The organism is Pseudooceanicola nitratireducens, from assembly GCF_900109195.1.
In the GTDB taxonomy this organism is placed as follows: Bacteria; Pseudomonadota; Alphaproteobacteria; order Rhodobacterales; family Rhodobacteraceae; genus Pseudooceanicola; species Pseudooceanicola nitratireducens.
Genome location: NZ_FNZG01000003.1, coordinates 752,830 through 771,053, shown reverse-complemented (window position 1 = coordinate 771,053; position 18,224 = coordinate 752,830). Strand labels below are relative to the sequence as shown.

20 protein-coding genes and 1 tRNA gene are annotated in these 18,224 nt (G+C 65.1%); 16 read left to right on the top strand and 5 right to left on the bottom strand.

The features are described from left to right. The first annotated feature begins 8 nt into the window (after nt 1-8). Nucleotides 9-278, top strand: coding sequence for a hypothetical protein (locus tag BMX99_RS19745; protein WP_170848710.1), 270 nt, complete (start codon nt 9-11; stop codon nt 276-278). A gap of 205 nt (nt 279-483) precedes the next feature. On the opposite strand, the gene BMX99_RS14340 is transcribed toward BMX99_RS19745, so the two are convergent. Beyond that, on the bottom strand, nt 484-2,028 hold the full coding sequence (locus BMX99_RS14340; RefSeq protein WP_093453088.1) for a putative bifunctional diguanylate cyclase/phosphodiesterase: 1,545 nt from the start codon (nt 2,026-2,028) through the stop codon (nt 484-486). A 55-nt stretch (nt 2,029-2,083) separates the two neighbouring features. Then, nucleotides 2,084-2,962, bottom strand: a complete 879-nt coding sequence (ttcA, locus tag BMX99_RS14335; protein ID WP_093453086.1) for a tRNA 2-thiocytidine(32) synthetase TtcA — start codon at nt 2,960-2,962, stop codon at nt 2,084-2,086. A gap of 87 nt (nt 2,963-3,049) precedes the next feature. On the opposite strand from ttcA, the gene BMX99_RS14330 reads away from it, so the two are divergent. Next, on the top strand, nt 3,050-4,291 hold the full coding sequence (locus BMX99_RS14330; protein ID WP_093453084.1) for an NAD(P)/FAD-dependent oxidoreductase: 1,242 nt from the start codon (nt 3,050-3,052) through the stop codon (nt 4,289-4,291). A gap of 75 nt (nt 4,292-4,366) precedes the next feature. On the opposite strand, the gene yidD is transcribed toward BMX99_RS14330, so the two are convergent. The 3 genes from yidD to rpmH form a co-directional block, all read right to left on the bottom strand. Then, nucleotides 4,367-4,588, bottom strand: coding sequence for a membrane protein insertion efficiency factor YidD (yidD, locus tag BMX99_RS14325; RefSeq protein ID WP_093453082.1), 222 nt, complete (start codon nt 4,586-4,588; stop codon nt 4,367-4,369). Further along, nucleotides 4,585-4,926, bottom strand: coding sequence for a ribonuclease P protein component (gene rnpA / locus BMX99_RS14320; RefSeq protein ID WP_093453080.1), 342 nt, complete (start codon nt 4,924-4,926; stop codon nt 4,585-4,587). Before rnpA ends, yidD begins: the two co-directional genes overlap by 4 nt. Before the next feature lie 169 nt (nt 4,927-5,095). Continuing rightward, nucleotides 5,096-5,230 (bottom strand): 50S ribosomal protein L34, encoded by a 135-nt coding sequence (gene rpmH, locus BMX99_RS14315; protein WP_005980833.1) that lies wholly within the window; start codon nt 5,228-5,230, stop codon nt 5,096-5,098. 429 nt (nt 5,231-5,659) lie between these two features. On the opposite strand from rpmH, the gene BMX99_RS14310 reads away from it, so the two are divergent. From BMX99_RS14310 to BMX99_RS14245, 14 genes are all read left to right on the top strand, one after another. Next, on the top strand, nt 5,660-6,376 hold the full coding sequence (locus BMX99_RS14310; RefSeq protein ID WP_093453077.1) for a TVP38/TMEM64 family protein: 717 nt from the start codon (nt 5,660-5,662) through the stop codon (nt 6,374-6,376). An 11-nt stretch (nt 6,377-6,387) separates the two neighbouring features. Beyond that, entirely contained in the window at nt 6,388-7,821 is a 1,434-nt protein-coding gene (locus tag BMX99_RS14305) for a dihydrolipoyl dehydrogenase family protein (RefSeq protein ID WP_093453075.1), read from the top strand. A gap of 21 nt (nt 7,822-7,842) precedes the next feature. Beyond that, nucleotides 7,843-9,243 (top strand): sensor histidine kinase, encoded by a 1,401-nt coding sequence (locus tag BMX99_RS14300; RefSeq protein WP_093453073.1) that lies wholly within the window; start codon nt 7,843-7,845, stop codon nt 9,241-9,243. 152 nt (nt 9,244-9,395) lie between these two features. Beyond that, nucleotides 9,396-9,472 (top strand) — tRNA-Arg (locus BMX99_RS14295). Between the two features lie 216 nt (nt 9,473-9,688). Beyond that, entirely contained in the window at nt 9,689-10,618 is a 930-nt protein-coding gene (locus BMX99_RS14290; RefSeq protein ID WP_093453071.1) for an ABC transporter ATP-binding protein, read from the top strand. Continuing rightward, nucleotides 10,615-11,376 (top strand): ABC transporter permease, encoded by a 762-nt coding sequence (locus BMX99_RS14285; protein ID WP_093453069.1) that lies wholly within the window; start codon nt 10,615-10,617, stop codon nt 11,374-11,376. The genes BMX99_RS14290 and BMX99_RS14285 overlap by 4 nt, the downstream gene beginning before the upstream one ends. Before the next feature lie 190 nt (nt 11,377-11,566). Beyond that, nucleotides 11,567-12,358 (top strand): S49 family peptidase, encoded by a 792-nt coding sequence (locus BMX99_RS14280; RefSeq protein WP_409371781.1) that lies wholly within the window; start codon nt 11,567-11,569, stop codon nt 12,356-12,358. A gap of 1 nt (nt 12,359) precedes the next feature. Further along, the gene (locus BMX99_RS14275; RefSeq protein ID WP_409371780.1) at nt 12,360-12,533 is read left to right on the top strand and encodes a hypothetical protein; all 174 of its coding nucleotides are present in this window, start codon (nt 12,360-12,362) and stop codon (nt 12,531-12,533) included. After that, entirely contained in the window at nt 12,530-13,501 is a 972-nt protein-coding gene (locus tag BMX99_RS14270) for a calcium/sodium antiporter (RefSeq protein WP_093453062.1), read from the top strand. The genes BMX99_RS14275 and BMX99_RS14270 overlap by 4 nt, the downstream gene beginning before the upstream one ends. Nucleotides 13,502-13,510: 9 nt before the next feature. Next, the gene (locus BMX99_RS14265) at nt 13,511-14,290 is read left to right on the top strand and encodes an SDR family oxidoreductase (protein ID WP_093453060.1); all 780 of its coding nucleotides are present in this window, start codon (nt 13,511-13,513) and stop codon (nt 14,288-14,290) included. A 298-nt stretch (nt 14,291-14,588) separates the two neighbouring features. Beyond that, nucleotides 14,589-16,457 carry an excinuclease ABC subunit UvrC gene (gene uvrC / locus BMX99_RS14260; RefSeq protein ID WP_093453369.1) on the top strand — a complete coding sequence of 623 codons (1,869 nt, stop codon included), beginning with the start codon at nt 14,589-14,591 and terminating at the stop codon, nt 16,455-16,457. A gap of 310 nt (nt 16,458-16,767) precedes the next feature. After that, nucleotides 16,768-17,430, top strand: a complete 663-nt coding sequence (gene pgsA / locus BMX99_RS14255; protein WP_093453057.1) for a CDP-diacylglycerol--glycerol-3-phosphate 3-phosphatidyltransferase — start codon at nt 16,768-16,770, stop codon at nt 17,428-17,430. Continuing rightward, nucleotides 17,430-17,675: a molybdopterin converting factor subunit 1 gene (gene moaD / locus BMX99_RS14250; protein WP_093453055.1), complete on the top strand. Its 246-nt coding sequence runs from the start codon at nt 17,430-17,432 to the stop codon at nt 17,673-17,675. Before pgsA ends, moaD begins: the two co-directional genes overlap by 1 nt. A gap of 3 nt (nt 17,676-17,678) precedes the next feature. Beyond that, nucleotides 17,679-18,116, top strand: coding sequence for a molybdenum cofactor biosynthesis protein MoaE (locus BMX99_RS14245; RefSeq protein ID WP_093453053.1), 438 nt, complete (start codon nt 17,679-17,681; stop codon nt 18,114-18,116). The last annotated feature ends 108 nt before the right edge of the window (nt 18,117-18,224 follow it).

Below are 18,224 nucleotides of genomic sequence, written 5' to 3'. Positions count from 1 at the left end.
GCAGAGCTGTGTCGCTGTCGCTGTCGCTGTCGCTGTCGCTGTCGCTGTCGCTGTCGCTGTCGCTGTCGCTGTCGCTGTCGCTGATCGTAGCCGTGCCCGTGTCAGCCGTGCCGGTGTTAGCCCTGACGGTGATGCCGGCCCTGCATTTTGCTCCCTGTTTCGGCGCGCCTCATGCCACACGCAAAACCCCGGCAGGCGTTAGTCAACGGAGACGGAGCGATGCGACGCACCTACCACCCTTCGAGCCTTGGCCTCGAACTTTGGACCTTGAACTTTAACCCTCGTGCGCTGTCCCTGTCCCTGTCCCTGTCCCTGTCCCTGTCCCTGTCCCTGTCCGTGCCCGTGTCGGCAACTGCGACGGGGTCTCCGCCATGCCATAGGAAAGGCTTGGCACTTCGGAGCTGGCCACATTGGCGCTTCGGCGCTTCACAATGCCCTAAGTCCGACACCTTCCGTCGTTCTTTGATCCCCACAAACCCCTATCTAACTACCGCGAGAAATACGCGGGGCCTCGGCCATGCGGGCGCTGTGTTTGCGCAGCCAGTCTTCGGTATTGTCGAAGGGCATGGGGCGGCCGATGCCGAACCCCTGAACGTGGTCACAGCCCAATTGCGCCAGCATCGTGTGTTCGCCGGGGGTTTCCACCCCCTCGGCCAGGGTTTCCAGGCCCAGGCGTTCGGCCATGGTCAGGATCGCCGCCACCATGCGCTGCTGTTCTGCGTCGCGATCGACCTTCATGACAAAGCTGCGGTCGATCTTGATCCGGCCGACGGCAAAGCGCCTGATCGAGGAAATCGAAGCATGCCCGGTGCCGAAATCATCCAGGTCGATCCGGCAGCCCAGACGGGCCAAGCCGTTGACATTGCGCGACACCACATCCTCGGGAGAGGCGGCAACAACGGTTTCCAGAACCTCGATCGACAGGCGCGAGGGGTCGAGTTCGTATCGATCCAGCTCCCATTTCACCTTGTCGATCAGCTTGGGGTTTCGAAGCTCATCCGAGGAGAAGTTGACCGCGACGGTTGGCACGTCCAGCCCGGCATCATCCCAGGCCCGCAGCGCGGCCAGCGATCGGTTCAACATGACCTCGCCCAGGCGGGCGAGCTTGCCAGCGTTTTCCAGCACGGGAAGGAAATCCGCCGGGGCGATGGCACCGCGTTCGGGGTGGGTCCACCGGGCGAGAGCCTCAAACCCGGTGATGCGGCCGGTGTCGGTCGAGACCTGGGGCTGAAAATGCGGCAGGATATCCCCGCTGTCCAGGGCGGCGGCGGCCTCATCCGCGAAAATGTGGCGCGAGCGTTCGGTGCGGCGCAATTCGTCGGAATAGGACCGAATCGCCGAAGGCGCGTTGCGGATCGCCTCGCCCAGGGCGGTGGCGGCCGCATCCATCAGCCCCTGGCCCGAGTTCTCCGGCACGCGGCTGCCCTGACAGAAGCCGATCGAGACCGAGACATAGATCACCGTGCCATCCAGGATGATCGGTTCTTCGGCCCCGGATTGCAGGCGGCTGGCCAGCTGGATCGCGGTTTCGATATCCAGTTGCATCACCGGGGCCAGGGCAACGCCGAAACTGGCGTGGCCGGTGCGGCAGATGATATCGCCATCGCGCAGCACCATGCGCAGGCGTTGCGCGGTTTTCTGAAGCACGTGATCTGCGGCGGATCGTCCGTAACGATCCGTAATCACGTCGAAATCGTCGATCGCCACCATGTAGCATCCGGTCGCCCGCCGGGTCGACAGCGTGCCGTCCATGGCCGCCTGCAACGTCTTGGCCAGGGTGTCATGCAGCGGCAGGCCGGTGACGGGATCGCAGGATTGCACATGTTTCGGCGCGGTGGCGTTGAAACCGCCCAGCAGGGCGAACAGCACGGGCAGCCCAAGCGCCGTCGCCATCAACCCGGGTTCGCCGGCGAACCAGAAGGCGGCCAGGGCAAGCGCCGGCAGAAAGGCCAGCGTCTGCGGCCCGATCAGCATCCGCCGCAGGCGATCGCGCAGGGATCGTAAGTGTATACTGAATGGCCGTTTCATCCTGCCCCCGGAAATCGGTTCCGGGTCAGGCTAACGCCAAGGTTTCAACAGCTGTTTAACGCAGCTTCGGGATTTCGCCTGCCTCGCCGTGATCCTGCGCGGGCGCGGCCATGTCACGCATCAGCCCGGCAAAATCGAACAGTTTGGGGTCCAGCATATGCGAGGGCCGGATGTTCATCAGCGACCGGAACATCACCTGACGCCGTCCGGGGCTGTTCTTTTCCCAGCCATCCAGGATCTGCTTGACCTGCTGGCGCTGCAGCCCGTCCTGCGATCCGCAGAGGTCGCAGGGGATGATCGGATAGTTCATCGCGCGGGCGAATTTCTCGCAATCGACCTCGGCCACATGGGCGAGGGGGCGATAGACGAACAGGTCGCCTTCTTCGTTCACCAGCTTCGGAGGCATGGTCGCAAGGCGGCCGCCGTGGAAGAGGTTCATGAAGAAGGTCTCAAGGATATCATCGCGGTGATGGCCCAGGACGACGGCGGAACAGCCTTCCTCGCGCGCGATGCGATAGAGGTTGCCGCGCCGCAGACGCGAACACAGCGCGCAATAGGTCCGCCCCTGGGGCACCTTGTCGACGACGATGGAATAGGTGTCCTGGTATTCGATGCGGTGCGGCACCTGCATCTTTTCCAGGAATTCGGGCAGGACGGTGGCGGGAAAGCCGGGCTGCCCCTGATCCAGGTTGCAGGCCAGGATGTCGACGGGCAGAAGCCCGCGCCACTTCAGCTCGTGCAGGATGGCCAGCAGGGTATAGCTGTCCTTGCCGCCCGACAGGCAGACCAGCCAGCGCGCGCCCGGTTCGACCATGCCATATTGGTCCACCGCCTCGCGCACGTTCTGCACGATGCGTTTGCGCAGCTTCTTGAACTCGGTGCTTTTGGGGGCACCGTGGAACAGCGGGTGGATATCATCAAGATCGTCGAGCATGGGCGCGCTATCGCATTTTGCGCTGTCCGGGGGAAGAGGGATGGTGTCTTTTGACATCACAACAGGGAGGCAACAGGAGGGCGGGCCATGAGCGATTATGACCTGGCGGTGATCGGGGCCGGTGTCGTGGGCGTCAGCACGGCCCTGTGGGCGGCAATGCGTGGACATCGGGTGGTGCTGATCGACCCGGCCGCGCCGGGATCGGGCACCAGTTCGGGCAACGCCTGCACCATCGCCACCTATGCCTGCCTGCCGGTCAATGACCCTTCGGTCCTGAGCGGGCTGCCGGGGCTGCTTCTGGGCAGCAACACGCCGCTTTCGGTCAGCTGGGGCCATGCGCTGCGCCATCCGCTGTGGATGCTGCGGTTCCTCGCCAATTGTCGGGCCAAGCCGTCGTCGCGGATCGCCGCGGCGCTGGCCGGGGTGCTGGCCCATGCGGACGCCGGGCTGAACCCTCTGATCGAGGCTGCCGGGGCCGGGGACCTGGTGGTGGCGAGGGGCCAGATCTCGGTCTGGTCGACGCGGGCCGGCGGGCAGGGGGCCGAAGCGGGGCTAATCCGGCGGCGCGACCTGGGGGTGAACTGGCAAGAGATGACCCCGGAACAGGCGCAGGAGGCCGAGCCGGGGCTGCGCCTGAGCATCGCCCGCGCGGTGCATTTCCCCGATGCCCGTCACATCCGCGACCCCGAGGCGCTTGTCGGCCGCTTCCACGCGGCTTTCCTGGCCCAAGGCGGCGCGCATCTGTCGCAGCGGGTGCTGTCCGTGGCGCAGCAGGGCGAGAGGGTTGTCATCAGCACGGATGCGGACGCGGTCACCGCCCGGCGGGCGGTTGTGGCGGCGGGGGCGTTCTCGGGCCGGATCACGGGGAGCGGGGCCGAAAACCTGCCCCTGGGCACCGAACGCGGCTATCACCTGATGTTCCCGGGCGAGGCCGCGCGCGTCACCCGGCCCGTCGGCTGGGGCGAGGGCGGTTTCTATGCCGTGCCCATGGCGCGGGGGCTGCGGCTGGCCGGAACGGTCGAGATCGCGGGGCTGGACGCGCCGGCCAATGCTGGGCGGCTGGCCTATCTGAAACGGCGCGGGCAAGAGATGCTGGGCCCCTTGCCGGACCCGGACAGCAGCTGGCTGGGCTTCCGTCCGACCCTGCCGGATTCGCTGCCCGCGATCGGCTTTGCGCCGGGATCGGACCGGATCCTGCATGCCTTCGGGCATCAGCACCTGGGCCTGACCCTGGGCGGGATCACCGGGCGGATCATCACCGATCTGGCGGAAGGGCGTCAGCCGAACCAGGACATTGCCGCCTTCGATCCCGGGCGGGCGTTTTCCTGAGGTCGAGGAGGACCGGCCCTGCCGGACCGAGGAGACATGCGCCGCGACGCCAGCCATGGCGCGGTCAGATGGGGATCAGTCGGGAACGTCGTCCACGCCCATGCCGCCCCAGGGGTGACAGCGCGAAATCCGCCGCAGGGTCAGCCAGCCGCCCTTGATCCCGCCATGTTTCCGCAGCGCTTCCAGCGCATAGGCCGAACAGGTGGGATCATAACGGCAATTGTGCCCGACCCAGGGGGAAAAGACCGCGCGATAGGCCCGCACGGGCAGCGAAAACAGGGTGGCCAGGGGGCTCATCCGTGCAGCTTCCGCAGGGCGTAAAGAAAATCCTGCTGCAGGTCGGCAAAGTCCCTCTCGGCGGTGTTGCCCCGGCTGCCGATCAGCACGTAATCCCAACCGGGTTTGCCGTTCTCGGGCAGCAGAAGCCGCGCCACTTCGCGCAGGCGCCGTTTGGCGCGGTTGCGGGCCACCGCATTGCCGACTTTCTTGGAACAGGTGAACCCGACCCGGATCAGCGGGTCGTCATCGCCGCGCGCCCGGGCCTGGACCAGCATGCCCTTGGTGCCCTGCCGCCGCGCGCGGGCGCAGGCCAGGAACTCGGGGCGTTTGCGCAGGGTCTCGACGGTGTGGGGCATGGCGACCTGTAACGGCAAGGGAAGGGCGTGCCTTGTGCCACGTGAATGGCAATCAAGCGGCGGCTGTTCAAAAGACGGGCAGACAAGCGAAAACCGCCCGGACAGACGCCCCGGCGGTTTTTCAAATCGATATCCGATCCCGGACCGCCAGGGGCGTCCGGGCCGCGTCTTATGCGCTCAGCGACTTGCGGCCGCGGGCACGACGTGCGTTCAGGATCTTCCGGCCGGCCTTGGTGGCCATACGTGCGCGGAAGCCGTGACGCCGTTTGCGCACGAGGTTCGAGGGTTGGTAGGTGCGTTTCATCGCTCCGTCTCCGTTTACTTGCGCCTTGCGGCGTGTGGCGCGCCGTAGCGGGGCGCAAGGTGTCCAGATCGCGGGGCCGGGGTGTGCGGGAATCGCCCGCCGGTCCGCAGGTGTTCGAAGCCCGCTCTATAGGGGTGGGTTGGGATTATGTCAAACGGGCAGAGCGGGAATTTCGCGATTTCCCCGGTGCCCGGGTGCAAAGCGTGGCGCGGGGCTGATCCGGCCGGTCATTTGTCTGTCGTTCGCCCGCCTGTCTAGCGTCGTTCAGGCGGCTGTGTCGAGCATTGCGGGCTTCGGTGCCCCTTGGTCCCGGCATCTGCCTAAAGTGCGCCTTTATAACAGCGCATCACTGCCGCGTGAGGGGGCTTCCCCCGTGCCGCCATCGCGGCCATTCTTTGCGGATCCTGCACCAACCACAAAGCCCGCTTGATGACTGTCCAGACCCGCCCCTCCCCGTTGCGCCGTTTCGGACCGCTGGCCCTGCTGATCCTGGCCGCCGGTCTGGCCTATGTCGCCCTTGGCGACCGGCTGGGGTTCGAGGCCCTGCAATCCGGGCACGAGGCGCTGCAATCCTATCGGGCTGCCCATCCGGTCCTGACCGGGCTTCTTCTGGTGCTGGCCTACACGGGCATCGTGGCGCTGTCGCTGCCCGGGGCAACGATCGCGACACTGACGGGCGGGTTCCTGTTTGGCATTTGGCCGGGCACGGCGCTGAACGTGGCCGGGGCGACCCTGGGCGCGATCGGCATCTTTCTGGCGGTGCGTGCGGGCTTTGGCCGGGGCATCGCCGCGCGGCTTGAGGCCAGCGAAGGGCGCGTGGCGCGGTTCAAGCGGGGGCTGGACCGAAACCAATGGTCGATGTTGTTCTTCATCCGGCTTGTGCCTGTCATTCCCTTCTTTGCGGCAAACCTTTTGCCTGCGCTTCTGAACGTGCCGCTTGGCCGCTTTGCGATTTCGACCGCGCTTGGCATCCTGCCCGGCGCATTGGTCTATACCTCGGTCGGGGCCGGGCTGGGCCGCGTGCTTGAGGACGGCGGACGCCCGGATCTTGGCGTGATCTTCCAGCCGCATATCCTGCTGCCGCTGCTTGGGCTGGCGGCGCTGTCGCTGATCCCGGTCCTGTTGCGCGGGAAGGCCCCGGTATGAAGGAGAGCGACATGAAAGAGAACGCGGATCATTTCGACCTGATCGTCATCGGGGCGGGGGCTGCGGGGCTGTCGGTTGCCTCTGGCGCGGCGCAGATGGGGGTGCGGGTTGCTCTGATTGAAGCGCGCGCGATGGGCGGGGATTGCCTGAACTCCGGCTGCGTGCCGTCCAAGGCGCTGATCGCCGCCGCCGCCCGGGCGCAGGCCATGCGCGAGGCCGAAGTCTTTGGCATCGAAGCGGTCGAACCCGTGGTCGATTTTCCCAAGGTGATGGAGCACGTCGCAGATGTGATCGCCCAGATCGCCCCGCACGACAGCCAGGAAAGGTTCGAAGGCCTTGGCGTCACGGTTATTCGGGGTATGGCGCGGTTCACCGGGCCTGACGCGTTGGAGGTCGAGGGGCGCCGGCTGACCGCCCGTCGTTTCGTCATCGCCACCGGATCGCGCCCGGCCATTCCGCCGATCCCGGGGCTGGAGGATGCAGGTTACCTGACGAACGAGACGATCTTTGACCTGCGCGAACGGCCCCGGCATCTGATCGTGCTGGGCGGTGGGCCGATCGGGGTCGAACTGGCGCAGGCTTTCCGCCGTCTCGGGGCGCAGGTCACGCTGGTCGAGGCCGGGACCATCCTGAACCGCGAGGACGGGCAGGCTGTGGGTGTGCTGCGCCAGGCGCTCCTGCGCGAAGGCGTCAACGTGCGGGAAGGGGCGACAGTGCAGGCGGCGGGGCGGGGGCCAGACGGCCCCTGGCTGGATCTGGACGGCGACAGGAACGGCGACAGGATCAAAGGGTCGCATCTTCTGGTCGCCACCGGACGGGCGGCGACGGTTGAAGGGCTGGGGCTTGAGGCCGCCGGTGTGGCACATGACCGCAAGGGCATCGCGGTGGACGCGCGGCTGCGTACGTCGAACCGTCGGATCCATGCCATCGGCGACGTGGTGGCGGATGCGCCCTCGTTCACCCATGTGGCGGGTTATCATGCGGGTCTCGTGATCCGTCAGGCGGTGCTGGGCCTTCCCGCCAAGGCGGATCACGCGATGATTCCGCGCGTCACCTATGGCGCGCCCGAACTGGCGCAGATCGGCCTGACCGAGGTCGAGGCCCGCAAGGCCCATGAAAGAATTCAGGTGATCCGAAAGGATCTGGCCGAGAACGACCGTGCCCGGGCGGATCGCGCCACCGAAGGGTGGATGAAACTGATCCTGCATCGCGGGCGTCCTGTCGGGGTGACGATCGTGGCCGCTCATGCGGGGGAAATGCTGGCCCCCTGGGCGCAGGCGATGGCCGCAGGCACCCGTCTGTCGAAGCTTTCTGGGATGGTTCTGCCCTATCCGACCGTCGCGGAACTGGGCAAAGCGGTAACTGGCACCTATTTCTCGGAGAAACTATTTGGTAATCCGTGGGTTGAGCGGGTGGCCCGGGCGGTTCAGCGTCTGGTGCCCTAGACCCGCGGACCGGGACTGACAATGCTGCGATCTCTTTCCGGACGTTTCCTGATCCTCACGGTGCTCTTCGTGATGCTGGCCGAGGTCATGATCTTCGTGCCCTCGGTGGCGCGGTTCCGGCAGGATTATCTTTTGTCGCGTCTGGAACGGGCGCAGATCGCGTCGCTGGCCCTGCTGACGGGCGACTTCATCAGCCCCGATCTGGAAGAAGAACTTCTAAGCAATGCCGAGGTTTACAACGTCGTGCTGCGCCGTGACGAGGCGCGGCAGCTGATCCTGTCGTCACCCGTGCCGGGGGAAGTGACCCAGACCTTCGATCTGCGCGACGCCGGCCCCTGGACGCTGATGCGCGATGCGCTGCAGCGGCTGGTGGACCCCGAGCCGCGGGTGATCCGGGTGATCGGTAACCCCGTGCGCGAGGCCGGTCTGCTGATCGAGGTGACGATGCCCACGGCCGGATTGCGGCTGGCGATGATCGACTATGGCTGGCGAATCCTGTGGCTGAGCTTTGCGATCTCGGCGCTGACTTCGGCCTTTCTGTTCCTGGCGGTGCGGGCGCTGCTGGTGCGGCCGATCAAGCGGGTCATCGAACAGATGCAAAGCTATGCCGCCGCGCCCGAGGACACCCGTCGCATCATCGAACCCTCCGCTGGGGTGACAGAACTGCGCGAGGCGGAACAGGCGCTGAAGGCGCTTGAGACCGAGCTGACCGGCGCATTGAAGCAAAAGGAACGCCTGGCCCAATTGGGCGGGGCCGTGGCCAAGATCAGCCATGACCTGCGCAATATCCTGACCTCGGCGCAGCTGTTCACCGACCGGCTGGAGCAATCCGAGGATCCGACCGTGAAACGCCTGGCTCCCAAGCTGGTCGGCTCGATCACGCGGGCGGTGAACCTATGTGAAAGCACGCTGGCCTTTGGCCGGGCCGAGGAACCTGCGCCGCGCCTGGCCATGGTGCCGCTGGCCGAACTGGTGGGCGACGTGATCGACGGTGAACGGCTGGCGATCGGTGACGCAGACCTGAGCTTCTCGGAAGACATCCCCGCCACGCTGATGGTGCGGGCGGACAGCGAACAGCTTCACCGTGTTCTGCTGAACCTGGTGCGCAACGCCCGGCAGGCGATTCTTGCGACCGGGCAGGGGGGCGAGATTTCGGTCTTCGCCGAAGAGGACGAGGCCAGCTGGGTCATCCAGGTGACCGACACCGGCCCCGGCCTGCCGCCCAAGGCGCAGGAGAACCTGTTCACCCCCTTCACCGGCGGCACGCGGCGCGGTGGCGCGGGCCTGGGCCTTGCCATCTCGGCCGAGCTGATCCGCGGCCACGGCGGCCGCCTGATGCTGGACCGGACCGACGCCACGGGCACTCGGTTCCGCATTGTCCTGCCCAAGACCCTTGCCGCGCTGGATCCGGCCGCCGAGTGATGCGTGCCCCGTCAGCTGGTGCGCAACCGCGCCAGATGCCCGCCCGATATGCCCCGCAAAATGCCGCCAAACGCCCGCATCGAAACTTTGTCACTTTTCTTGCAAGTTTCTGCTTGCGCTCCCCCGGGGTGGGGTCTAAATGCACGCCCTACGGACCGATAGCTCAGCTGGATAGAGTACTTGACTACGAATCAAGGGGTCGGGGGTTCGAATCCTCCTCGGTCCGCCACTTGACCAAAGAACCGCCCCTCGGGGCGGTTTTTTGTTGCCCTGATCCTGACCCTGGCCTTGGCCGGGCATCCCCTGCACAATCAGACGTTTCCGCAGTCTCGGCCCTTGGTCCGCGCGGCTCTGTGCGTTTTTGCAAGGTGCTCTGGCGAAATCCGCACTGGCCGGGCGCGGGGGGCGGGGCTAGGTTGTCGCCCTGCGAACAGGAGGATGGGTCATGGCACCGATCTTGCAGATCAATGATCTGAAAAAGACCTACAAGGGTGGGTTCGAAGCGCTGAAAGGCGTGACACTGGACATCGAAGAGGGTGAGATCCTGGCGCTGCTCGGGCCGAACGGCGCGGGCAAGACGACGCTGATCTCGACCATCTGCGGCATCACCATGCCCAGCAGCGGGTCGGTCACCGTGGGCGGCTTTGATACCGTGGCGCAGTACCGGCAGGCGCGCAGCCTGATCGGGCTGGTGCCGCAGGAAATCAACCTGGAGCCTTTTGAAACCGTCTGGAACACCGTGCGGCTGACACGCGGGCTTTTCGGCAAGTCGCGCGACGATGCGGCGTTGGAAAAGATCCTGCGCCGCCTGTCGCTGTGGGACAAGAAGGACAGCAAAACCAAAGAGCTGTCGGGCGGGATGAAACGCCGGGTGCTGATCGCCAAGGCGCTAAGCCACGATCCCAAGGTGCTGTTCCTGGACGAACCGACCGCCGGCGTCGACGTAGAGCTGCGCAAGGACATGTGGGACATCGTCGCCGATCTCAAGCGCGACGGCGTCACCGTGATCCTGACCACCCATTACATCGAAGAGGCCGAGGCCATCGCGGACCGGGTCGGCGTCATCAACGGTGGCAAGCTGCTGCTGGTCGAGGACAAAACCGCCCTGATGGCCCGCATGGGCCAGAAACAACTGACGATCGAGCTGCGCGAACCGCTGGCGTCCGTGCCGGCCGGGCTGGCCGAGTTCGACCTGACGCTGGCGCAGGACGGGGCGGCGCTGGTCTATACCTATGACACGAAACAGGACCGCACGGGGATCACCGCGCTTCTGTCGGCGCTGAGCGGGGCAGGCATCGGCCTGCGCGACATCTCGACCCGGCAATCGTCGCTGGAAGAGATCTTCGTGGGCCTGGTGAAGGAGAGTGCGGCATGAAACTGACGGCCGTCTGGGCGATCTATCGCTATGAAATGACGCGGTTCTTCCGCACCTTGTTGCAAAGCTTCATCTCTCCGGTGATTTCGACGTCGCTGTATTTCGTGGTCTTCGGCACCGCCATCGGCAGCCGCATCCAGGAAGTCGAAGGGGTCAGCTATGGGGCCTTCATCGTGCCGGGGCTGATCATGCTGTCGGTGATCATGCAGTCGATCTCGAACGCGTCCTTCGGGATCTACTTTCCCAAGTTCATCGGCACGATCTACGAACTGCTCTCGGCCCCGGTGTCGTTTCTGGAAATCGTCGCGGGCTATGTGGGCGCGGCGGCGACCAAGTCGCTGTTCATCGGGGTGGTGATCCTGGGCACCGCGTCGCTATTCGTGGATCTGACGATCCAGAACCCGCTGGCGATGATCGCCTTTCTGGTGCTGACCTGCGTGTCCTTTTCGCTGATGGGGTTCATCATCGGGCTCTGGGCCGGGAATTTCGAACAATTGCAGCTGGTTCCGCTGCTGATCGTGACGCCCTTGGTGTTCCTTGGCGGGTCGTTCTATTCGATCTCGATGCTGCCGCCCTTCTGGCAGACCGTGACCCTGTTCAACCCGGTGGTCTACCTGATCTCGGGGTTCCGATGGGCGTTCTTCGGGCTGGCGGATGTGCCGATCGGGATCAGCCTTATGGCGATTTCCGGGTTCACCGCGCTGTGCCTGGGGATCATCTGGTGGATCTTCCGCACCGGCTGGCGCCTGCGGGACTGACCCCGGCGTGATCGGTCGGGGCCTTCGCGCCCTTGGAAAGATGGCGGCGCATCCGAGGCGCAGGTCCCGGGTGCGCCGATTGCCGGTGTTAGCGCGTCAAACTGCGCGTCAAACTGCATGTGAATCTGCATAGGCACCCGTGTCGCGCCTTGTCGGCGGGGGGCATCGCCTCTACATCGCTGTCATGCAGATGATCCAACGTATCAGGAAACGTCCCCCCCTTGTCGCCGTGATCCGGCTGCAGGGAATGATTTCGTCCGGCCCGCGCGGGCCCCTGTCGGATGAGGCGCTGGCCCCGGCCATTGAACGCGCCTTTCGCAAGGGCAAACCCGCGGCCGTCGCCCTGCTGATCAATTCGCCCGGCGGATCGCCGGTGCAATCCTCGCTGATCGCGGCGCGGATCCGGCGGCTGGCGGATGAAAAATCCGTGCCCGTCTATGCCTTTGTCGAAGATACTGCGGCCTCGGGCGGCTACTGGCTGGCCTGCGCGGCGGATGAGATCCATGCAGACCGCTCGTCGGTCATCGGGTCCATCGGCGTCATCTCGGCCAGCTTTGGGGCGCATGTGCTGCTGTCGCGCCAGGGGCTTGAGCGTCGGGTGCACACCGCAGGAAAGTCCAAGTCGATGCTGGACCCGTTCCAGCCCGAGAAAGAGGAAGACGTCACCAGACTCAAGGCCTTGCTCGGCGATATTCACGCGGCCTTCATTGACCATGTGAAAGACCGTCGTGCCGGAAAACTGCAAGAGTCCGAGGATATCTTCACCGGTGAATTCTGGCTGGCCGAGAAGGCCCAGGCCCTGGGGCTGGTCGACGGGATCGGCCACCTGGTCCCGGTGATGAAGGCCAAGTTCGGTGAAAAGGTGCGTTTCCGCCGCTATGGGCCCAAACGCGGGCTGCTGTCGCGGTTCGGGGCGCGGGTCGTGTCGGATGCGCTGCAGGGGGTCGAGGAACGGGCGGCCTATGCCCGGCTTGGCCTCTGACGTGATCCTGAAGATCGTCACTTTATTCCTGGTCGCCATGGGTGTGTTGGCGATGTTCGGCAAGCTGAAGCTGCCGAAACCAGGCCAGTTCAGAAAAGCGTCTGGCCGTAAATGCCCGCATTGCGGGCGGTACAAGATCGGCAAAGGGGCCTGCCCCTGCGGAGGCAATAAATGATGCCATGGATCATGACCGGGCTTGGCCTGGCCATCCTGTTGTTGGCGGGCGACGTGCTGGTGCGCGGCGCCGTGAACCTGAGCCTGAGGATCGGCATACCCGCCCTGATCGTCAGCCTGACCATCGTGGCCTTCGGGACATCCGCGCCCGAGCTGCTGATCGGGATCAGCGCCATCCACGAAGGCAAGCCGGGACTGGCGCTTGGCAACGTGGTTGGGTCGAATACGGCCAACGTGCTGCTGGTGCTGGGCCTTCCCGCGATCCTGTCGCGGATGCAGACCAGTCGGATCGATACGAAACGCAGCTATTACATGATGTTGCTGGCCACGGTCGGCTTTATCGGCTTGGCCTTCCTTGGTCCGCTGACCTGGGTCAGTGGCCTGATCCTTCTGGCCGGCCTGGCCGTGGTTCTGGGCGATCAGGTCCGGGAAGCGCGCTGTCACATGGCTGACGGGGCCGAGGGCAAGGACTGCACCCCGGAGGCTGACGAGATTTCGGACCTGGAGGGCGCGGACCCGGACATGCCCTGGTGGAAGATCGGGCTGTATGTGGTGCTGGGCCTTGTGGGCCTGCCTATGGGGGCGGATCTTCTGGTCGACAATGCCTCGATCATCGCGCGGGCCTACGGGGTGTCGGACGCGGTCATCGGGCTGACGCTGGTGGCGCTTGGCACCTCGCTTCCCGAACTGGCGACGACGGTGATGGCGGCGCTGCGAAAGCAGGCGGATGTGGCCATGGGCAACGTGATCGGGTCGAACCTGTTCAACCTGCTGGGCATCATCGGGGTCACGACGCTGTTCGGCACGATCCCCGTGGATCCCGAATTCCTTCAGTTCGATCTGTGGGTCATGCTGGCCTCGGCTTTGGTGCTGGCCCCCTTCGTCCTGTTCCGCCGCGATCTGGGCCGCCGTTGGGGCCTGGTCTTGACCGCGCTCTACCTGGGCTATGTTACCGTGGTGCTGATGTAAGGAGAGCCCATGACACGCGCCCTGGTAACCGGAGCCGCCAAACGGATCGGACGCGCCCTTGCGCTGGAACTGGCAGACCTGGGCTGGGACGTGGCGGTGCATTACGGCGGATCGCGCGAGGCGGCGGAAGAGGTCGCAGGTCTGATCCGCGCCAAGGGCCGCAAGGCCGTGACGGTGCAGGCCGATCTGACCCAGGAAAATCAGGTGCAGACCCTTGTCGACCGCGCGGGGCAGGGGCTGGGCGGCGCGCTGGACTGCCTGGTCAACAATGCCTCGGTTTTCGAATTCGACACGCTCGACACGGCCAGCCGCGCCAGCTGGGACAAGCACATGGAGGCGAACCTGCGCGCGCCCTTCGTGCTGACCCAGAGGTTCGCCGCGCAATGCCCTGATGTGGAAACGGATGACGGGGGCGAGCCGCGCGCGCGGGGCGTCATAATCAACATGCTGGATCAGCGCGTGCGCAAGCTGACGCCCGAGTTCATGACCTACACCCTGTCGCGCGCCGCGCTTTGGGATCTGACGCAGACCAGCGCCCAGGCCCTGGGGCCACGCATCCGGGTCAACGCCATCGGGCCGGGGCCGACATTGCGCGGTGGACGGCAGGATGAGGACCAGTTCGCAAGGCAGCGCGCCGCAACGATTCTGGGCCGTGGCAGCGATCCGCAGGACATGTGCGATGCGCTGCGATATCTGCTGACGGCGCGGGCTGTCACGGGGCAGCTGATCTGCGTTGATGGCGGTCAGCATCTGGCCTGGGAAACCCCCGATGTGACCGGGTTGGAGTGAACTTCCCGCCTGACCAAGGGGAAGTTGTACACCTCTCGACGGGACGTCACAAAAGAGTTACCAAAACTTTAATGATTTCAGTTGGTTGACGCGGTCAAGAAAAAGAATTGATTGAAATCAGTGGGTTATGTTTGCGCTGAATTTTTAGGCAATGCCAGCAATGCCCCGGTTTACAAGGGGATTTTCTGAATGGAAAGAATTTGCCCTCAGAGTTATCCACAGAAGTCGTGGATGTCTTATCCCTTGTCCAAGTGGTCAGAAATTTGCAGCCATATGTGAGAATCACCATCTGGATATGATGACCGCATCGACACCCGAATCCCTGACCGGCTACGCGCTGATTTCCTCTCTCCTGGCGACGCTTGATTCGTCCCCGGGGGTCTACCGCATGCTCGATGAGGAAAGCCGCGTGCTCTACGTCGGCAAGGCGCGGAACCTGAAGGCGCGGGTGTCGAATTATTCGCGCCCCTCATCGCAGCATTCGGGCCGGATCGCGCGGATGATCAGCGAAACCGCCTCGATGATGTTCCTGACGACGCGCACGGAAACCGAAGCGCTGCTGCTGGAACAGAACCTGATCAAGCAGCTCAAGCCGCGCTACAACGTGCTTCTGCGCGACGACAAAAGCTTTCCCAATATCCTGGTGACCAAGGACCACGACTTTCCCCAGATCGTGAAGCACCGCGGCGCGAAGAAACGCAAGGGGGCCTATTATGGGCCCTTCGCGGGGGCGGGGGCGGTGAACCGGACGCTGAACCAGCTGCAGAAGGTCTTCCTGCTGCGCAATTGCTCGGATTCGATGTATTCCAGTCGCTCGCGCCCCTGCCTTCTGTACCAGATCAAACGCTGTTCCGCCCCCTGCACGGGCGAGATCTCAAAGGCCGACTATGCCGCCTCGGTCGCCGATGCGGAACGGTTTCTTCAGGGTCGGTCGACCCAGGTTCAGGAAAAGCTGGCCCGCGAGATGTCCGACGCGTCAGAGGCGATGGAGTTCGAACGTGCCGCTGCCCTGCGCGACCGGATCCGCGCGCTGACCCATGTGCAGTCAAGCCAGGGCGTGAACCCGCGCACCACCCCCGAGGCCGATGTGATCGCCCTGCACATGGAGGGCGGGCAGGCCTGCGTTCAGGTCTTCTTCATCCGGGCCAACCAGAACTGGGGCAACCGCGATTTCTATCCCCGCGCGGGGGCCGATGTCTCCGAGGCCGAGGTGCTTCAGGCCTTCCTGGGCCAGTTCTACGACACCAAGGACCCGGCGCGTCTGGTGCTTCTGTCGCATCCGATCGAGGACAGCGACCTGATGGAGGAGGCGTTGAGCGAGAAGCTGGGCCGCAAGGTCGAGATCGCCGTGCCGCAGCGGGGGGAAAAGGCCGAGCTGATCGAGAACGCCGCCCGCAACGCCCGCGAAAGCCTGGGCCGGAAGATGTCGGAAAGCGCCACGCAGGCCAAACTGCTGAAGGGCGTGCAAGAGGCCTTTGGCCTGGACCTGGTGCCGCAGCGGATCGAGGTTTACGACAACTCTCATATCATGGGGACGAACGCGGTCGGCGGCATGATCGTCGCGGGGCCAGAGGGGTTCCTGAAGAACCAGTACCGCAAGTTCAACATCAAGGGCGAGGATCTGACCCCGGGCGATGACTTCGGCATGATGAAAGAGGTTCTGACCCGCCGCCTGACCCGCCTGCTGGAAGACGACCCCGAACGGGACAAGGGCCTGTGGCCTGATCTGCTGCTGATCGACGGTGGCGCGGGGCAGGTTTCGGCCGTGCAGGAGATCCTAGAGGAACAGGGCGTGCCCGACCTGCCGATGGTGGGCGTGGCCAAGGGCGTGGACCGCGACCACGGGAAAGAGGAATTCCACCGCCCCGGCAAGCCGCCCTTTGCCCTGCGCATGAACGACCCGGTGCTGTATTTCATCCAGCGCCTGCGGGACGAGGCGCACCGCTTTGCCATCGGCACACACCGCGCCAAGCGCGCCAAGGCCATGTCGGCCACCCCCCTGGACGAGGTGCCCGGCGTCGGTGCCGCCCGAAAGCGCGCGCTTCTGGCGCATTTCGGATCGGCCAAGGCAGTGAGCCGGGCGGGGCTGGCGGATCTCAAGGCGGTCGAGGGGATTTCCGGTGCCATGGCCGAGACGATCTATGCCCATTTCCACGAAAAGGGCTGAGCGGTGATCCGAAGGCGCGCGCGTGCCGCGCGCACGCGATCCATGGGTCTGCAATCGGGGCGATTGCAGACCGGTGCCTCCGGCGGGAGTATTTCGGGCAAGATGATCGAGGGCGTCCTGATCCCCCATCATCTTGCCGAAAATACTCCGGGGTGGCGGCATTCGAAGGATGCCGCCAGGGGCAGGGCCCCTGCAGCGCCGCTTGCGGCGCTTCCCTTGCGGGGCGGTCGGGGCCACTGGGGACGGGAATTCGGGGATGTGAGACCTTCGGGTTCTTTTCCTGATGTCGGGAACAGGGTAGGAGGCTGATATGCGCATGACACTTCCCAATATCCTCACATTGATCCGCCTGCTGGCGGCCCCGGGGATCATCCTTGTCTTCCTGCTGATCCCGCGGCCTTACGCGGACTGGCTGGCCTTTGGTCTGTTTGTCGGGGCCTCGGTCACTGATTACATCGACGGCTACCTGGCGCGGAAGTGGAACCAGATCAGCCGGATCGGCACCATGCTGGATCCGATTGCCGACAAGGCCATGGTCGCGCTGGCGCTTCTGGCGCTGGCGGTCTGGTCGCCGCTGAAGGTGGCGGTGATCCTGCCTGGGGCGGTGATCCTGTTCCGAGAGGTCTTTGTGTCGGGGCTGCGCGAATTCCTGGGCGATGTGGCAGGCACGCTGAAGGTCACCAAGCTGGCCAAGTGGAAGACGGCCGTGCAGATGATCGCCATCGCGCTGCTTCTGGCCCAAGGCGGGTTGAACACCACGCTTGGCATGGCGGTCTTCGGGATGGATGCGCCGATGATCACGGCGATCCTGGACGGCAGCGAAGAGGATCCCCTGGGGATCCGGGGCATGCTGGTCCGGGCCGAATGGGCCGGTTACATCGGCTTGATCCTGATCTGGCTTGCCGCCGGGCTGACGGCCATCACCGGCTGGGATTACTTCAGCAAGGCGCGCGCACATCTGGGGGAAGACTGATGGATGTTCTTTACTTCGCATGGGTGCGCGAGAGGATCGGCCAGCCGCGGGACGTGGTCGAGACCCAGGCCGCCACAGTGGCCGAGCTGGTCGAGGAGCTGAAGGCGAGGGAAGAGCGCTACGAGGCCGCCTTTGCCGATCTGTCGGCCCTGCGCGTCGCCCTGGACCAGGAGCTGGCGGATTTCGATGCGCCGCTTGCGGGCGTGCGCGAAGTGGCCTTCTTCCCGCCCATGACCGGGGGCTGAGCCATGCGGATCGCGGTGCAGAGCGCGGCATTCGACGCGGGCGCAGAGCTGAACGCCTTTTCCGAAGGGCATAGCGACGTGGGCGCGGTGGTCAGTTTTTCCGGCCTCGTGCGCGCGGACGGCGGGCTGAGCCGGCTTGAGATCGAACATTATCCCGGCATGACCGAACGGGCGATCACCAAGATCGCCGAGGAGGCGCAGGGGCGCTGGTCGCTTGGCGACGTGCTGGTGATCCACCGTCACGGCCCGCTGGAGCCGGGCGAGGCGATCATGATGGTCGCTACCGCCGCGCCGCACCGCAAGGACGCCTTTGAGGCGGCCGAATTCCTGATGGACTACCTGAAAAGCCGCGCGCCTTTCTGGAAAAAGGAACTCGGGCCGGACGGATCCGACTGGGTTGCTGCCAAGGACGAGGACGAGGCGGCGCTGACCCGCTGGTAGGCGGGGGCGGGCCGAGGGGCCTTGGCTTGCCAGGTTCAGCTTTGGATCGCGTGAAATGACCTGTAGCCGCACTTCTACAGGACGTGGTGCAAAAAACGGCATGGCCTG

Excerpts from the sequence above, each read along its gene's own strand:
- BMX99_RS14340 (WP_093453088.1), bottom strand. The coding sequence starts at position 2,028 with ATGAAACGGCCATTCAGTATACACTTACGATCCCTGCGCGATCGCCTG.
- ttcA (WP_093453086.1), bottom strand. The coding sequence starts at position 2,962 with ATGCTCGACGATCTTGATGATATCCACCCGCTGTTCCACGGTGCCCCC.
- BMX99_RS14330 (WP_093453084.1), top strand. The coding sequence starts at position 3,050 with ATGAGCGATTATGACCTGGCGGTGATCGGGGCCGGTGTCGTGGGCGTC.
- yidD (WP_093453082.1), bottom strand. The coding sequence starts at position 4,588 with ATGAGCCCCCTGGCCACCCTGTTTTCGCTGCCCGTGCGGGCCTATCGC.
- rnpA (WP_093453080.1), bottom strand. The coding sequence starts at position 4,926 with ATGCCCCACACCGTCGAGACCCTGCGCAAACGCCCCGAGTTCCTGGCC.
- rpmH (WP_005980833.1), bottom strand. The coding sequence starts at position 5,230 with ATGAAACGCACCTACCAACCCTCGAACCTCGTGCGCAAACGGCGTCAC.
- BMX99_RS14310 (WP_093453077.1), top strand. The coding sequence starts at position 5,660 with ATGACTGTCCAGACCCGCCCCTCCCCGTTGCGCCGTTTCGGACCGCTG.
- BMX99_RS14305 (WP_093453075.1), top strand. The coding sequence starts at position 6,388 with ATGAAAGAGAACGCGGATCATTTCGACCTGATCGTCATCGGGGCGGGG.
- BMX99_RS14300 (WP_093453073.1), top strand. The coding sequence starts at position 7,843 with ATGCTGCGATCTCTTTCCGGACGTTTCCTGATCCTCACGGTGCTCTTC.
- BMX99_RS14290 (WP_093453071.1), top strand. The coding sequence starts at position 9,689 with ATGGCACCGATCTTGCAGATCAATGATCTGAAAAAGACCTACAAGGGT.
- BMX99_RS14285 (WP_093453069.1), top strand. The coding sequence starts at position 10,615 with ATGAAACTGACGGCCGTCTGGGCGATCTATCGCTATGAAATGACGCGG.
- BMX99_RS14280 (WP_409371781.1), top strand. The coding sequence starts at position 11,567 with ATGATCCAACGTATCAGGAAACGTCCCCCCCTTGTCGCCGTGATCCGG.
- BMX99_RS14270 (WP_093453062.1), top strand. The coding sequence starts at position 12,530 with ATGATGCCATGGATCATGACCGGGCTTGGCCTGGCCATCCTGTTGTTG.
- BMX99_RS14265 (WP_093453060.1), top strand. The coding sequence starts at position 13,511 with ATGACACGCGCCCTGGTAACCGGAGCCGCCAAACGGATCGGACGCGCC.
- uvrC (WP_093453369.1), top strand. The coding sequence starts at position 14,589 with ATGACCGCATCGACACCCGAATCCCTGACCGGCTACGCGCTGATTTCC.
- pgsA (WP_093453057.1), top strand. The coding sequence starts at position 16,768 with ATGCGCATGACACTTCCCAATATCCTCACATTGATCCGCCTGCTGGCG.
- moaD (WP_093453055.1), top strand. The coding sequence starts at position 17,430 with ATGGATGTTCTTTACTTCGCATGGGTGCGCGAGAGGATCGGCCAGCCG.
- BMX99_RS14245 (WP_093453053.1), top strand. The coding sequence starts at position 17,679 with ATGCGGATCGCGGTGCAGAGCGCGGCATTCGACGCGGGCGCAGAGCTG.